This is a genomic window from Legionella rowbothamii (genome assembly GCF_900639985.1).
In the GTDB taxonomy this organism is placed as follows: domain Bacteria; phylum Pseudomonadota; class Gammaproteobacteria; order Legionellales; family Legionellaceae; genus Legionella; species Legionella rowbothamii.
The window spans coordinates 817,078-830,855 of the sequence record NZ_CAAAIM010000001.1; the positions used below are offsets into that span (position 1 = coordinate 817,078).

The window sequence follows — 13,778 nt, forward strand, 5'->3', positions numbered from 1 at the left end:
GGAAACATTATGTTTGATGCGATTACCGCCACACAATTAGCCATGGATTTTGACCAATTAAAATTGCAATCGATCAGCCAAAACATTAGCAACATGAATACACCAGGATTTAAACGGCAGCTGGCTGAAACAGCAATGTTTACTGATCATCTGCAAGCGAATATCAACCAGGCAACCCAACAAATTGATCTAGGACAAATAAAAACGCAGGGGGTACTGAACCAAACGCAGAATCCCAAAGATATTGCAATTAGTGGAGATGGCTATTTCCAAGTTCAGGGAGAACAAGGTGTTTTTTACACACGTCGTGGTGATTTTCAAGTAAATAACCAAGGTGAACTCACGACAGCAACTGGTGAAACGGTCTTGGGTAAAGGTGGGGTCATCAAAATAGATAATCATACATTCACTATTGATATACAAGGCCGATTATTCATTGACCATCATCAAGTGGACCAATTAAGCGTCGTTCAATTTAATCAGCCTAATTTGCTCCATTACACCGGTAATGGATTGTATCAAAGTGATGAATCGCCCGTTCCTGCAGGAGCCAATACCCGTTTGTTGCAAGGATTTATAGAGCAATCCAATGTGAAATCTATGGATGAAATGATGGATATGGTTAAAACCTCACGTCATTTTGAAAGCAGTCAACGGGTCATGCGTACCGCAGATAATTTATTAGCAACGGCCATTAATCAGTTAGGAGAAGGAAATGTCTAACACGCTTGCCATTGCCGCTAGTGGGCTTAAAGCGGAGGAATATCATATTGATCGTATTGCCAATGACTTGGCAAACTTGAACACCCCGAATTATAAAGCCAGTACGGTAACCTTCGAGGATGTGCTGTACCAAAATATTAATGGGGAAGAACCGCTATTCAACAATCAAGCCAGTGCCAAATTAGGTTTAGGGACTGCTGTATACAAAACAGGCAAGGATTTTACCCAAGGGCCCTTAAAAGCCACTAGCAATGAAAAAGATGTTGCCATCAACGGCGATGGCTTTTATCAAGTCATTAATTCCGATGGCAATATTGCTTATACTCGCAGTTCCAGTCTTCGCTATGATGAGGAAAACTACCTGGCAACTCAAGACGGACTAAGACTTGCAGATAACATTCAAATTCCCGATGACGTCGATAAATTAACCATTAAAAGCAATGGAGATGTAATGGTTACGCTAACTGATGAACCAGAACCGCAATTAGTAGGAACCATTCAGTTGGCTAAATTTACCAATCCTGAAACCTTAAATCCTATTGGTTCAGGACTCTATATTGTCACGGATAAAACCAGCGAGCCACTAATTGATAATCCCAACAGTAGTGGTTTAGGCGCTTTAATGCAAAATAACATCGAAGGCTCTAATGTCGATATGGTCAGTTCGCTAATGCAGCTCACGATGGCACAACGGGTTTACCAGCTTAATGCGAAAGCCGTACAAATTGCGGATGAATTGGAAAAAATAACTAATGAAATTCGTGGTTAATTTATTACTGTTATTGAGCGTTTTTCCAATCCAGGCAGAAACGGTGTTGCGCTTTCGCACGCCCATTACTCCTGAAGCTAAAAAGCTGGGCGACTTGCTGCTTATTACCCCAGATAAACAGCAATGGGGAAAAATCATCTTGGATAGCAAGCCCATGTCTGGAACCAAACTGAAGAAGCACCAAGTACTTACTTGGTTGCAACACCGAGTTGGAAAATTTTCTTATCAATGGAAGGGTAAACTCAGTGCCACCATTCGCGAAACCTCAGGATCCAAAGCTAAAGATTTGCTATCTACAGCGCAAAACGCATTGACTAAGCAACTAAAAAAGCAAGCATATAGCCAAGTGGAGCTGAGTAGCAAAACAGTAGTTAAAGATAGCCGTATTGCCTTAGCCAATTTTAAAATCCAACTTCCTAAAGGCTATCCTGTTGCTAAACGCGTTTGTGTTCGTCTGCATTATCAAAATCGCTCTATCCCTATCTGGTTTGCAGTTAAAGCCTATCAGTCCGTATTGGTTGCGAAGCACACGATTAAGCGTCATACCCTGCTTCGGCCCTCAGATATGATCTTAAAAAAACGTAACATTGCTGGTCTCAACAGCACCCCATTAACACAATTTCCAGCGACCATTTGGCTTAATAAACCGATTAATAAACAACAAATTTTAACGCAGGATTTGCTTGGTAACCAACCCGAAGTGATGCAGGGGCAAAAAACAAAGGTCCTCGTACAACAGTATGGAATAGCAATCACCATTGAAGCAGTAGCGCAAAGTAACGGAGTTCAAGGGCAATCGATACGTATGAAAAATCCTCGTACAAATAAATACTTTGTTGCAGTAGTCACTGGAAAAAACTCCGCAGAGGTTGTCGCATGAATGCACTATTAAAAAAACTAATTTTCCTGGGAGTGCTAATTCTTAGCCAAACATTATGGGCTATTAATCTTTTCGATGAGGAGGTTTACCGACCTTTAATCGCCGATCGTAAAGCCACCTTGCCCGGTGATGTACTTACCGTCATTGTTATGGAAACCTCGAATGCCCAAACCAGTGCTGATCTTTCTTCACATAAAGAGATAAAAGCCGCATTAGAGGCCGGCTATAACCGCAACAACCACCAAGTAAATTTTGGTTTGAATGGCAAAGGAAAAGCAGCAGCCAAAACAGGACGCAATGGTAAAATTAAAGCCGCGCTTACCGTACGCATCAAGGAAGTATTTCCTAACCAGACTTATCTGGTGGAAGGCGCACAACGAATTACCATTAATGGAGAAAATCAAAAAATCCTGTTACGCGGCGTGGTACGGCCTGAAGACATTAGCCCGCAAAATACTATTTTATCAACTCGTTTAGCCCAAGCTCAGATCGTTTATACCGGAGCGGGTTCTGTATCTAACTCACAAGATCGTAATTACATTTATAAGATCCTGTCGTTTATAGGGGTCGTATGATGAGCGTACAAAAGAAACTGCTAATCCTGCTGGCTTTCTGGGTACCACTATGCTGGCAACCAAGTTATTCTGCTGTGCGTCTCAAATCCATTGCCCGTTTGTCGGGCTTACAAGAAAACCCGATTACTGGTTACGGCTTAGTCATTGGTTTGGCAGGTTCTGGCGACTCACGACGTAATAAGGATACCACTCAGGCAATCTCAAACTTATTACAAACCTTTGGCGTGACTTTAAGCCCTAATGAGATCAATAGCCGTAATACCGCAACCGTAATTATTACCGCAAATCTCCCCTCCTTTGCCCATCAAGGAGACAAAATTGACATCAATGTGGCCTCACTAGGTGATGCCAAAAGCTTATTGGGTGGAACTTTACTGGTAACTCCGCTAAAAGGGGCAGACAATCAGGTTTACGCCTTAGCTCAAGGACCTATTTCGATTGGGGGATTTAAATATGACCTTTATGGCAATGTTATCCAAAAAAATCATCCCACTACTGGCTTAATACCTGGTGGGGCCATTATCGAAAAAACAATCTATAACGATTTAATCGAAAAATCAGGTGAAATGCATCTGATTTTAAATCATCCAGACTTCACCACCGCGGACACTATTGAATCAGCTATAAATAGTCAATTTGGTGAGAACACTGCACGCGCACGTTCAGCACAGGATATTGAAATCCACCCACCTCAATCAGCCCGCAAACATTTTATTCGTTTTGTAAGTCAAATTGAAAACGTAGTGATTACTCCGGATAACTTACCTACAGTAGTAGTGAATGAGCGTACTGGTGTAGTGGTGGCGGGGGCCGATGTCAAAATCGATGCAGTTACCATTTCTCATGGCAATTTACAAATTGCTATTTCTACTGAATATCAAATATCCCAACCAACCTTAATGCAAAACATGGGAAGGCAAGTACGTACCGCTGTTGTGCCTAGCACCAACATTAATGTGAATGAACGTATGGCCAACACCGTGAAATTAAAACAAGGCGCCACGGTAGCTGATTTGATTAGTGCCTTAACAAAAGTCCAAACCTCCACGCGTGACATTATTGCTATTTTGGAAAGCTTAAAACGCGCCGGAGCATTACACGCAGAATTGGTGATTCAATAAAGGAAAAGTGATGAGTACAGATAACACCATACAATTAGTTAGTCTGGCCTTGGATGCCGCATTAATGCGCCAGACAGCTATTGCCAATAATATTGCCAACATCAATACGGAAAATTACCAAAGCATGGAAGTTAATTTTGAACAGCAATTACAGGAAAACCATTTAAGTCCAAATAATAATAATTTATCAGAAATTGCACCCTATTACCAAAGTTGTGATCACCAATCCAGCATTGATGAGCAAATGACATTAAACGTGCAGAACATGACCCATTACCGCGCTCTGGTTAAAGGCTTAAATCAAAAGTTAGCCATTATGAAACTCGCATTACAAGGAAATCAATAATGAATTACGCGCAAATTTATGCCATTTCCGGCCAAGGAATGAATGCTGAAAAATTACGTGTTGATGTGGTGGCAAATAACATTGCCAATCAACACTCATTGCAAAATGCAGATGGCTCAGTATTTCAAGCAAGCCAAGTAATCACCTCCGCTAAAATATTCTCTGAATTGGTAGCCAATCCCCAAGAGATGGGTATCAACTCGGTAGAGGTGGTTCCACAAAATTTACCGCCTAATAAAGTTTATCAACCCGGCCATCCAGCTGCGGACAAACAAGGCTACATCACCTATCCAGGGATTAGCACGATTGATGAAATGACCACCCTCTTACGCGCCTCGCGAGCCTATGAAGCCAACATCAAAATGATCAATAGCGCGCATAGCTTGTACTTACAGGCATTAAGTATAGGAGATGAGCGATGAGAATCGATGCACTAGATAACTTATTTTTAAAACCTAATGTGCAAAGTCCAGAAATAGAATCAACAAAAGCTGCGCCACAAGAGTCTTTTTCTGCCTGGATTAGCGAAAAAATAGACGATACCAATACACAATTAAATACTGCTGATAAAGCTTTAAATGAACTCGCCAGCGGCCATGCAGAAAACTTGCATCAAACCATGATTACCCTGGAGCAAGCCAAATTATCGTTTCAGTATTTAGAGCAAATTCGTAACCGGTTGATGAGTGCCTATCAAGATTTATTAAGAGAGCAAATTTAAAGTGAATTACTTACAAACAGCCAGCCTCTGGTTTAGGAACTTGGAAGCAAAACGCAAATTCAGTCTAATTGCGTGCATCGCCGGAATTTTCATCATGACTATTATGCTTAGCTGGTGGGTCTTATCCCCTTCTTACGCTATTTTATTTAATCATTTGGATGAGCAAGACGCGAATAAGGTTTTAAGCCAATTGGATCAAGAAAATATTTCCTATCAGCTTCGTAATGGGGGCAGAGATATTTTAATTGATAAAGATATGGTTGCGAAAACCCGTTTAAAAATCATGGGATCAGGCATGCAATTAGCTGGCAATGTGGGCTTTGAATTATTTGATAAAAACGATTTTGGCATGACTGATTTTTCGCAAAAGATTAATTACCAGCGTGCCTTGCAAGGTGAACTGGAGCGCACTATTTCCAGCATTGATGAAATACGCCAAGCACGGGTACATTTACTGATTCCAGAACGTCATTTATTTGATCACGACAACAATCAACCTAAAGCCTCAGTGACCTTGCACTTAAAACAGGTTTTAACACCAAAACAAGTGCACAGCATTCAACAGTTAGTTGCAGCAAGTATTGTGCATTTAAGTTTAGCCAATGTTGTGGTGGTGGATCAAAATGGAAATACCTTATCAGCAACAGAAGAAGACCCCTCTTCCAACCATTTCACCACGCAAAAAACCATAGAGCATTATCTAAATGACAAGGTCATGCAACTACTGCAAAAAATCTTTGCCAAAGATCAAGTCATGGTGAAAATTAATGTAGCCATCAATTACGATGAACTACAGCGTGAATTGGTAAAACCGCAAGCCAGAGGACAAATTACCCATGAAAAACAAACCAAACATTCTACGGTAGACAAAAAAGGAAATCAGAAAGGCAAGCAAGATTTAACCTTAGAAAAAACCTATGAATTTGGCCATGAAAAAGAATTATTTAAACGGGCAAATGGCACTATTGAACGGCTTTCAGTCAGCGTGGTTTTACCACAAAAAACGGATGCTAAAACTATTGCCCAAATTCAGCGTCTCATAAAAAGTACGGTAGGTTTTGATGAAAAGCGTGGCGATGCAATCAGTGTTGAAGCTTTAATTAGCGCCCCCAAAACAGCAAAAATTTCAGTGCCCCTAAGTTCTACTGCAAATCAACAAATAACGACAAAGCACTTTCGTGCGTCCATCTTAGAACAATGGAGTGAAGAACAAAAATGGCAAGCCCTTATTGTTTTCATGTTTCTGGCGGTGCTTGGTAGTTCATCGCTGCTCATCTTAAGACGCAACCGGCAAAAAAAACGCCAGCAGCTTTTAATAGAATTAACCCAATGGCTAAATCATCATGAATAATGAATTAAAAAAAATCGTGCTTAATTTAGCAAAATTAAAACCTGTGGATCAACGATGGGTACTTAAACGGTTAACCCCAATACAGCGCGAGCGTTTTGCAAACGTGCAAGGCCATGCACTACTTAAAGAGGCAAATAAATTTCGCCATCTGCCCTGCCCTGAGCTTGCACCAAAGGAATTTCGCTTACCTGAATTTTGCCAAAAGCTAAGCCAGGAAGACCCGCTTTACATCGCCATTATACTAGAGCAAGGACAATTCACTTGGGAGCATATGTTTTTAGAAACGTGCATGCAAAAACAAAAAATCCAAGAGGAATTAGGGACTCAAGTGCGACAGCTAAAACCTGCATCGAAATTATACCTCTTCCAACAATGGCAAAGACAATTAAGCTTTAGTGAACAACTGGAGGTGCCTCATGGCAACACTCCATAAAAATGTCTTGGTCAGTACAGAAGTAATTTATTTAAACCAGGAGGCTCCTGAGCTAATTGACACGGTTCCTCCTGAGACACCCACTGTAGATGAATCACAATGCGAACTAATTCGCCAAGAGGCTTATGAGCAAGGGTATTTAGCAGGAATGACTGAGGAGCAGGCTCGCCTCGGACAAGAAAAGAGCCAAAACCAACAGCAATTAGAACAAATGCTGGCATCGCTCCCCCAAGCAGTAGCACAAAATCGTCTAGATTTGGCTAATGAAATTGCCGATATTGTATTGCTAATCAGCAAACAGTTTTTTGTGGAAAACAGCAATAATCAACAAGCACTCAGTCAGCAAATCAACCACATTCTTACGCAATTAAATGACAAACAATCAGTTGAGCTTTACTTGCATCCACAAGACATTGTGGCCTTACAAAACGGCACCATGCAATTAAGTGCAGCGCATTTAAATGGCTTAAAAATAAAAACCGATGAATCGCTTGCCTTAGGAGGTTATGTGCTTAAAACCAACCATGGTATTTTTGACGCCAGTATCGAAAAACAAATCGATAAGCTCAAAGAAGTATTACTGCAATTAAAGCAGCGAGGCGCTCATGCATCCATGGATTAATGAACTCTTAGCCGTTGAACGTTTAGGAGAAATTGAGCAATTCATTGGCTTAAAGCTAGTTGCCAATGGGCCGCCACAAACCTTTATTGGTGAGGTCTGTGACATACTAGATCAACATCATCAATTAATTATGCAAGCTGAGGTCCTTGGTTTTGAACAAGGAAAAGTCTATCTTATGCCCTATGATTCTGCTCCGGTCTGCATGGGCTACAAAGTACGGGCAACGGGAAATCCATTAAGTATTGCGGTAGGTGATTCTTTATTAGGTCATGCCGTTGACGCCTTTGCGAAACCAATTGATACGCGTTTACGTTTACACAATAAACAACGTGTATTTACACAAAATAAAAAAATTAATCCCTTTAACCGTTTGCCAATTAGTCAGCGTTTAAGTACGGGAATCCAGACTATAGACGCTTTACTTCCCTTAGGGAAAGGGCAGCGAATTGGGATTTTTGCAGGTAGTGGTGTGGGAAAAAGTACCCTGCTGGGCAACATGGTGCAAAACCTGCAAACGGATATTAATGTGATTGCCTTAATTGGTGAGCGTGGCCGCGAGGTCAATGACTTTATCCACAATCATTTGGATGAACCCACCTTAAGAAAATCCGTGCTGGTAGTTTCTTGCAGTGATGAATCCGCTTTGATGCGTCGTCAGGCCGTATATACCGCCACTGCAATTGCGGAATACTTTTGCCAACAAGGCAAACACGTCATGTTATTTATGGACTCTATTACCCGTTTTGCCATGGCCCAACGAGAAATTGGACTAAGTTTAGGGGAGCCCCCTACTGCACGCGGTTACACTCCCAGCGTTTTCGCGCTTCTTCCTGGCATTGTTGAACGTACGGGAAATTTTAAGGATCAAGGAAGCATTAGTGCGGTTTATACGGTTTTGGTTGAAGGGGATGATTTTAACGAGCCCTTAGCTGATCACATGCGTGCACTTCTTGATGGACATATTGTCCTCACTCGCGAATTGGCACAACGTGGTCACTATCCTGCGATTTCAATTCTGCAAAGTGTCTCTCGACTGGCTAAGCATTTGGTGAGTGCGGAAGAGCAGCAACTCATGAATCAGATTTTCGCCACGTTAAGCATTTATGAACAAAATAAAGATTTGATTGACTTGGGTGCTTATAAGCCTGGGAATAATGCCTTGCTAGATGCTGCGGTTCAACGCATGCCTGCAATCAATGAGCTACTCATTCAAGATACGAAACGGTCTTTATCCTTTACTGAACTCATGCAACGTTTTAAAGAGATTTTATTATGAACCAATCACTTACAGCACTGATGACTAAATTAAACTGGCAACTTAATGAGCTTCATTCGCAATTACACGAGACACAAAATCAATTACACAAAGTGCGCCAAGAGATAGAGGCGCTGGATGAGCAAATACAACAAGCAGGAATTAATTCGTTAACGATTAATCCTGATTTTGAAATCAACCGGCTCAATTTTATAACACAACAACATGAAAAAAAGGAAGAGTTGAATATGACGCTGAAACAGCATCAAGACACAGAACAGAATGTGGAAGAAAAAATGCAGCGCATTAAAACAGAATTAAAGATGTTAGAAAAATATTTGGAGCGTGAACAGGCTGAGCTCAAGGAGCAACAGAAGAAAGCAGAAAATAATGCCTTGGATGAGTGGGTTATTCAACGGGGGCAATGACATGGAATTCAGATCAGCCTGAGGTATGTATTATTTAATAGGAACATGATGAAAATTATTGAATCACTACCGCAATGCCAAGAGCAGGCAAAACGGCATACCAATCAGTATTCATCTGCTGACTTTGAACATTGGTTAAATAATCCAGCCAAGCAAAGTACAGGGGATGAGTATTATTGGCAGCACCAAACTCAGTTACAACACTCTGAGCTGCACTTTGATGCGAAGCCACTGCAGACACCGCAAACAGAGCGAGCACTCCCTAAGGAAAATGCACCGGTGTGCTCTACGTCTGCCCAAGTTCGGGAATCTCAATATATTGAATTCCAAAATGCATTGATGACGGCAACGGATAACACCGCATCACCGTATTCGCCTGAAAATAAATTTATGCCGTTTATGATTGAGCTGGAACAAACCCTAGAACAATCATCGTTGCCTATGCTACTGCATACGAGTCAATTCACACAGGATAGATTAGCAATTAAAGAGACAAATAGTATTTCATATAGCATGACGACGCGCGCCACACCATTTAAAAACAGTCACTTGTTTATTCAGGGAGACCAAGCAGAGCTCTCTTTAAATCTGCACACATTAGATAAATACGAACAAAATGAGCTGGTGCAACTCATTCAAAATTATTTAAAGAAAAGAGGCTTGGTTTTAAGCCGTTTGATTATTAATGGAGTAAATAATGACTGAACCAGTTGAGGCTGTAAACATGGGCCAAGATGAGTACATGAAATTATTCATGCAAGAACTGACCTATCAAGATCCGTTAAAACCGATAGATAACCGTGAATTTATGGCACAGATGGCGCAATTTTCTTCTTTGCAACAGGCGGTTGGAACTAATAGCGGAGTACAACAGCTATTAAAATTGGCAGAGGAAAATCGTGGCCTTAATCTTTTAGGTAGAAAAGTCAAAATAGACGGACAGGCTCTATCAGGCGAAGTTAAATCGGTGCTTTTACAGCAAAATGGGGCGATAGAAATTATGGTTTTGGTTGGGGGTGAGCATATCAAAGCAAAGTTGGATCAAGTTCTTGAGGTTGAAGTTTGAGTGCCTCTTGCACGGGTATGTCATCTAGCATGCCGAACTACCCGGTCAAGCTGTGGTAATTTGGCATTCTAAGAGAGCAAGGGAAACATAGGACTGATTGAAAGGCTGGACCAAGGGAGTTTCGGTCGAGTGATGAAATAAAACTTAACGTCTTAAAAGGAAAAAAATGACAAGTACTTATTACAGCAGTCTCTCGGGAATGCTTGCTGCAAGTTACGGATTGCAAAATACTTCGAACAATATAGCGAATATGCAAAGCCATGGTTTTAAACGTAGTGATGTATTCTATTCCTCTTTAGGTAATGGTCATGGGGAGGAAGGAAACGGTCATGGTGTGCGTGTTCAAGGTACTTCGATTAATTTTAAGGGTGGTAATCATCAAGAAAGCGGTTCTGGTTCTGATTTAGCCCTCGTGGGCAACGGTTTTTTTGTAGTTAGACTAAAGAATAATGAATTGGTTTATACCCGAGATGGGCATTTCGAATTTAAAGATGGGGTTTTAACTGATTATAAAACAGGTGGGCAAGTGCAAGGCTATGACCATTCTGGCAATTTGGCTCCTATCTATGAGCAAGGGCCTAAAATTTCTGCAGGTAAAGCCACTAAAAATGTTTTTATACATGGTCAATTTATACCTCAAGAAAAAAACCCAAAAACGCCTATGTCTACCTATGAAGATATCACCTTTAAACTAAAAAACATTTATGATGCGCAAGGAAATCCTCATACCATCACCCTAAGATTTACAGGTGCAGAAATACCACAGCAAACTACTGCACCAACAGAATGGATGTTAACAGGTATCCAATATGATGGTGAAAAGGAAATTTCGATCTCATCGGGGCAAATAATAAAATTTAATGACATTGGTGCTTTTCCCAAGGGTATTATCTCAGAATACAGCACGATTCAATTATCTTTAAATGGCCAACCCCTCTCTGTCTACTTTGGAGATGCTAATAATGGGCAAAATGAATACGTAGAACTAGGGAGCCCCTCTACCAATCAATCAACAGACACCACCATTGAAATCCACAAAAACGATGGTTACCCCAAAGGCGAACAAAATGAAATTAGGATTGATGAAGAAGGCCTAATTTCCTACCACTATAATAACGGACAAATCATTAAAGGCATCTACATAGGCATGGCCTCTTTTGATGATATGGAAAACAATTTAATACAAACGCAAGACAATTTTTTTCGCGCAAAAACTACGCAGGGTATTCATTATGGACACGCAAATACCAAAAAATTAGAAGCTATTCAATCTGGTTATTTAGAAGGTTCTAACGTCGATCCCACCGTGGAATTCGCCAATATTGTCGTGTTACAAAGAATGTTCCAGGCCTGCTCGCAGATTATGGATATAGACAAACAATTATTAGAAGAGTTAGAAACTAAATTATGAAGCCCTATCGATTAATTAATGTGGTAGAACTGCACCAATTAACCCAACAATTTAAACAAAAACTCGATGCTTGGAATGAGGAGTACTGTTGCACTCCTATTGACTTGCATCTGGCCATGACACCTAAAAACTACCACGTAGAACAAGCCTCCATGCTTCAGGGGCATAACGGTGTACTTGGCTGCCTTGAAGGTGGTTATTTAAATGTGCTCAACCATGCACTATTCGGTAGTAAACAATCTAGTTTTGATGCAGCGAGCAAAGACCTTCTATTAAAACTGTTAAATAAGTTTTTCCAGCTTGAGGAATGTATGCTGCAAGCATATCAGGGAGAAAATCCAGACTGGTTTTATGCTGGTTCAACGAGTGTGCTCCTTACCTTCACTTGTGAACAAAGCAATTTCACGCTGATCGTGAACCCTGATTGGGTTTATCAACAACTTCCTGCATCTCAAAGAAAAGCTCCCCCATTGAGTTCCCTTGATGAAGCATTAGCGGAACAAAACATTCATTTAGCACTAGAACTTAGTTCCAGTAATTTATCGATAAAAAGTCTTGTGGGATTACAAGTCGGTGACGTACTTAGCACCAAACACCCAATCACCGAACCACTAAAAGTAACCCGAGGAAAAGAATTATTCGCTGAGGCTGAATTAGGCCAATCCGCATCCCATAAATCAATTGTATTAAAGAGGAAATCATGAGCATTACGGTAAAAAAAGTTAATTTAAAAGAACATGCCCAACAAGCTGAAGGCCAATTCCTTAATCAAAACTATCTAGGCTTAGTTGGTGATATTGAAGTGCAATGCACTGTACGTATTGGTACTTTAAATCTAAGTATTGCCAAATTAAAGGAGCTCAAATCCGGTTATGAATTACTGCTTGATCAAAAAACAGATGAACCCGTGGAAATTCTGTTAAATGATCGCGTAATTGCTCGCGGTGAATTAATGAGCCATGAGGACCATTTCGCAGTACAGATTACGGAAATTAATGCATGAATAACACAGTAATAAAACAAAGCTGGCTGCTATTGGGCTTGCTAATTGCACCAGCACTTCATGCCCAGAATACTCTGGCATTTAAGCAGGATCCAATCGCCCAGATCCACTGGATTCCTTATTTAGTTGTTTTGTTAATCCTCCTCGTAATACTTTCATTCCTAGCAAAGCGCTCGAAAGGATTAGTAAAAAAACCAACCCAATATCAGCTCATTGAGAAAATCTCTGTACATCATAAAATGCAAGTTTACATCCTTGATTATCAGGGACAACGATTTTTAATTGCCGACAATCAAAATGCCTTAGCCATTCATCCAATTCAAGAGGTCAAACCTTCATCATGATGTTGCAGCGTATTATTTTCTGTTTTATTTTATTTTGTCCGTTAACGGTACTTGCAGCCTCTGGAACTAATATAGGCCCAATCCATTTAGAGCAGGATAATATTTCTCCAGCACTGCAAGCATTCGCTCTACTTACAGTTTTAAGTTTGGCGCCTAGTATTTTAATTATGTTGTCTTCGTTTACACGCATTGTGGTCGTGCTTTCCATGCTGCGTAATGCGTTGGGATTACAGCAGACACCACCGAATACGGTGATTATCAGTCTATCTTTATTCCTGACCTTGTTTACCATGATGCCGGTAGCTAAAACCATCTATACTGAAGCATATCAACCCTATGAATCTCATCAAATTACTACAGAAGCAGCACTCGATAATGCCGTCAAACCCTTAAAAAAATTCATGCTGCAGCAAACTCGAGAAAAGGATATGAAAGTCATTTTGCAATTGGCAAAGGAACCATTGCCCTCCTCTACAGAAGAAATTAAATTCTATCAATTGATTCCTGCTTTTATCCTCAGTGAATTGCAAACGGCCTTTCAAATTGGATTTATGATTTTTTTACCTTTCTTATTAGTTGATCTCATTGTTTCTGGAATTCTCATGACTGTTGGAATGATGATGATGCCTCCGATGAGCATTTCATTGCCGATTAAGATATTGCTGTTTGTTTTAATTGATGGCTGGGATTTGGTTGTCCAGGCCTTAGTAGGAAGTTTTCAAATTTAATT

The 13,778-nt window shown here is 40.5% G+C and carries 20 protein-coding genes; all 20 read left to right on the forward strand.

The window, feature by feature from the left end:
• Positions 1–9: 9 nt before the first annotated feature.
• The 20 genes from E1P08_RS03365 (at position 10) to fliP (ending at position 13,776) form a co-directional block, all read left to right on the forward strand.
• Entirely contained in the window at positions 10–723 is a 714-nt protein-coding gene (locus tag E1P08_RS03365; protein WP_133135586.1) for a flagellar hook-basal body protein, read from the forward strand.
• A complete protein-coding gene (locus tag E1P08_RS03370) occupies positions 716–1,492 on the forward strand; it encodes a flagellar hook-basal body protein (RefSeq protein WP_133135587.1) in 777 nt (258 codons plus the stop codon). Before E1P08_RS03365 ends, E1P08_RS03370 begins: the two co-directional genes overlap by 8 nt.
• Positions 1,476–2,372, forward strand: coding sequence for a flagellar basal body P-ring formation chaperone FlgA (flgA, locus tag E1P08_RS03375; protein WP_133135588.1), 897 nt, complete (start codon positions 1,476–1,478; stop codon positions 2,370–2,372). Before E1P08_RS03370 ends, flgA begins: the two co-directional genes overlap by 17 nt.
• Positions 2,369–2,947 carry a flagellar basal body L-ring protein FlgH gene (locus E1P08_RS03380; protein ID WP_133135589.1) on the forward strand — a complete coding sequence of 193 codons (579 nt, stop codon included), beginning with the start codon at positions 2,369–2,371 and terminating at the stop codon, positions 2,945–2,947. The genes flgA and E1P08_RS03380 overlap by 4 nt, the downstream gene beginning before the upstream one ends.
• Positions 2,944–4,068 carry a flagellar basal body P-ring protein FlgI gene (locus tag E1P08_RS03385; protein WP_242602354.1) on the forward strand — a complete coding sequence of 375 codons (1,125 nt, stop codon included), beginning with the start codon at positions 2,944–2,946 and terminating at the stop codon, positions 4,066–4,068. The genes E1P08_RS03380 and E1P08_RS03385 overlap by 4 nt, the downstream gene beginning before the upstream one ends.
• A gap of 10 nt (positions 4,069–4,078) precedes the next feature.
• Positions 4,079–4,414 carry a flagellar basal body protein gene (locus tag E1P08_RS03390; protein WP_133135590.1) on the forward strand — a complete coding sequence of 112 codons (336 nt, stop codon included), beginning with the start codon at positions 4,079–4,081 and terminating at the stop codon, positions 4,412–4,414.
• Positions 4,414–4,836: a flagellar basal body rod protein FlgC gene (flgC, locus tag E1P08_RS03395; RefSeq protein ID WP_133135591.1), complete on the forward strand. Its 423-nt coding sequence runs from the start codon at positions 4,414–4,416 to the stop codon at positions 4,834–4,836. Before E1P08_RS03390 ends, flgC begins: the two co-directional genes overlap by 1 nt.
• A complete protein-coding gene (gene fliE / locus E1P08_RS03400; protein WP_133135592.1) occupies positions 4,833–5,135 on the forward strand; it encodes a flagellar hook-basal body complex protein FliE in 303 nt (100 codons plus the stop codon). The genes flgC and fliE overlap by 4 nt, the downstream gene beginning before the upstream one ends.
• A gap of 1 nt (position 5,136) precedes the next feature.
• Positions 5,137–6,486: a flagellar basal-body MS-ring/collar protein FliF gene (fliF, locus tag E1P08_RS03405; RefSeq protein ID WP_133135593.1), complete on the forward strand. Its 1,350-nt coding sequence runs from the start codon at positions 5,137–5,139 to the stop codon at positions 6,484–6,486.
• Complete coding sequence (locus E1P08_RS03410; RefSeq protein ID WP_133135594.1) at positions 6,479–6,919, forward strand: hypothetical protein; 441 nt, start codon at positions 6,479–6,481, stop codon at positions 6,917–6,919. The genes fliF and E1P08_RS03410 overlap by 8 nt, the downstream gene beginning before the upstream one ends.
• Complete coding sequence (locus E1P08_RS03415) at positions 6,903–7,541, forward strand: FliH/SctL family protein (protein ID WP_133135595.1); 639 nt, start codon at positions 6,903–6,905, stop codon at positions 7,539–7,541. Before E1P08_RS03410 ends, E1P08_RS03415 begins: the two co-directional genes overlap by 17 nt.
• Complete coding sequence (locus E1P08_RS03420; protein ID WP_133135596.1) at positions 7,525–8,817, forward strand: FliI/YscN family ATPase; 1,293 nt, start codon at positions 7,525–7,527, stop codon at positions 8,815–8,817. Before E1P08_RS03415 ends, E1P08_RS03420 begins: the two co-directional genes overlap by 17 nt.
• Entirely contained in the window at positions 8,814–9,224 is a 411-nt protein-coding gene (locus E1P08_RS03425) for a flagellar FliJ family protein (RefSeq protein WP_133135597.1), read from the forward strand. The genes E1P08_RS03420 and E1P08_RS03425 overlap by 4 nt, the downstream gene beginning before the upstream one ends.
• 45 nt (positions 9,225–9,269) lie before the next feature.
• Complete coding sequence (locus E1P08_RS03430) at positions 9,270–9,929, forward strand: hypothetical protein (RefSeq protein WP_133135598.1); 660 nt, start codon at positions 9,270–9,272, stop codon at positions 9,927–9,929.
• The gene (locus E1P08_RS03435; RefSeq protein WP_133135599.1) at positions 9,922–10,290 is read left to right on the forward strand and encodes a flagellar hook capping FlgD N-terminal domain-containing protein; all 369 of its coding nucleotides are present in this window, start codon (positions 9,922–9,924) and stop codon (positions 10,288–10,290) included. Before E1P08_RS03430 ends, E1P08_RS03435 begins: the two co-directional genes overlap by 8 nt.
• Before the next feature lie 166 nt (positions 10,291–10,456).
• A complete protein-coding gene (locus E1P08_RS03440) occupies positions 10,457–11,701 on the forward strand; it encodes a flagellar hook-basal body complex protein (protein WP_133135600.1) in 1,245 nt (414 codons plus the stop codon).
• Positions 11,698–12,405 (forward strand): FliM/FliN family flagellar motor C-terminal domain-containing protein, encoded by a 708-nt coding sequence (locus E1P08_RS03445; RefSeq protein WP_133135601.1) that lies wholly within the window; start codon positions 11,698–11,700, stop codon positions 12,403–12,405. The genes E1P08_RS03440 and E1P08_RS03445 overlap by 4 nt, the downstream gene beginning before the upstream one ends.
• Complete coding sequence (locus E1P08_RS03450; protein ID WP_133135602.1) at positions 12,402–12,704, forward strand: FliM/FliN family flagellar motor switch protein; 303 nt, start codon at positions 12,402–12,404, stop codon at positions 12,702–12,704. The genes E1P08_RS03445 and E1P08_RS03450 overlap by 4 nt, the downstream gene beginning before the upstream one ends.
• Positions 12,701–13,048, forward strand: coding sequence for a hypothetical protein (locus tag E1P08_RS03455; protein WP_133135603.1), 348 nt, complete (start codon positions 12,701–12,703; stop codon positions 13,046–13,048). Before E1P08_RS03450 ends, E1P08_RS03455 begins: the two co-directional genes overlap by 4 nt.
• Positions 13,045–13,776 (forward strand): flagellar type III secretion system pore protein FliP, encoded by a 732-nt coding sequence (gene fliP / locus E1P08_RS03460; protein WP_133135604.1) that lies wholly within the window; start codon positions 13,045–13,047, stop codon positions 13,774–13,776. Before E1P08_RS03455 ends, fliP begins: the two co-directional genes overlap by 4 nt.
• Positions 13,777–13,778: the final 2 nt, after the last annotated feature.

Excerpts from the sequence above, each read along its gene's own strand:
- fliP (WP_133135604.1), top strand. The coding sequence starts at position 13,045 with ATGATGTTGCAGCGTATTATTTTCTGTTTTATTTTATTTTGTCCGTTA.
- fliE (WP_133135592.1), top strand. The coding sequence starts at position 4,833 with ATGAGAATCGATGCACTAGATAACTTATTTTTAAAACCTAATGTGCAA.
- E1P08_RS03390 (WP_133135590.1), top strand. The coding sequence starts at position 4,079 with ATGAGTACAGATAACACCATACAATTAGTTAGTCTGGCCTTGGATGCC.
- E1P08_RS03370 (WP_133135587.1), top strand. The coding sequence starts at position 716 with ATGTCTAACACGCTTGCCATTGCCGCTAGTGGGCTTAAAGCGGAGGAA.
- E1P08_RS03450 (WP_133135602.1), top strand. The coding sequence starts at position 12,402 with ATGAGCATTACGGTAAAAAAAGTTAATTTAAAAGAACATGCCCAACAA.
- E1P08_RS03440 (WP_133135600.1), top strand. The coding sequence starts at position 10,457 with ATGACAAGTACTTATTACAGCAGTCTCTCGGGAATGCTTGCTGCAAGT.
- E1P08_RS03435 (WP_133135599.1), top strand. The coding sequence starts at position 9,922 with ATGACTGAACCAGTTGAGGCTGTAAACATGGGCCAAGATGAGTACATG.
- E1P08_RS03410 (WP_133135594.1), top strand. The coding sequence starts at position 6,479 with ATGAATAATGAATTAAAAAAAATCGTGCTTAATTTAGCAAAATTAAAA.
- E1P08_RS03420 (WP_133135596.1), top strand. The coding sequence starts at position 7,525 with ATGCATCCATGGATTAATGAACTCTTAGCCGTTGAACGTTTAGGAGAA.
- E1P08_RS03385 (WP_242602354.1), top strand. The coding sequence starts at position 2,944 with ATGATGAGCGTACAAAAGAAACTGCTAATCCTGCTGGCTTTCTGGGTA.
- E1P08_RS03445 (WP_133135601.1), top strand. The coding sequence starts at position 11,698 with ATGAAGCCCTATCGATTAATTAATGTGGTAGAACTGCACCAATTAACC.
- E1P08_RS03365 (WP_133135586.1), top strand. The coding sequence starts at position 10 with ATGTTTGATGCGATTACCGCCACACAATTAGCCATGGATTTTGACCAA.
- E1P08_RS03380 (WP_133135589.1), top strand. The coding sequence starts at position 2,369 with ATGAATGCACTATTAAAAAAACTAATTTTCCTGGGAGTGCTAATTCTT.
- flgC (WP_133135591.1), top strand. The coding sequence starts at position 4,414 with ATGAATTACGCGCAAATTTATGCCATTTCCGGCCAAGGAATGAATGCT.
- flgA (WP_133135588.1), top strand. The coding sequence starts at position 1,476 with ATGAAATTCGTGGTTAATTTATTACTGTTATTGAGCGTTTTTCCAATC.
- E1P08_RS03455 (WP_133135603.1), top strand. The coding sequence starts at position 12,701 with ATGAATAACACAGTAATAAAACAAAGCTGGCTGCTATTGGGCTTGCTA.
- E1P08_RS03425 (WP_133135597.1), top strand. The coding sequence starts at position 8,814 with ATGAACCAATCACTTACAGCACTGATGACTAAATTAAACTGGCAACTT.
- E1P08_RS03415 (WP_133135595.1), top strand. The coding sequence starts at position 6,903 with ATGGCAACACTCCATAAAAATGTCTTGGTCAGTACAGAAGTAATTTAT.
- E1P08_RS03430 (WP_133135598.1), top strand. The coding sequence starts at position 9,270 with ATGATGAAAATTATTGAATCACTACCGCAATGCCAAGAGCAGGCAAAA.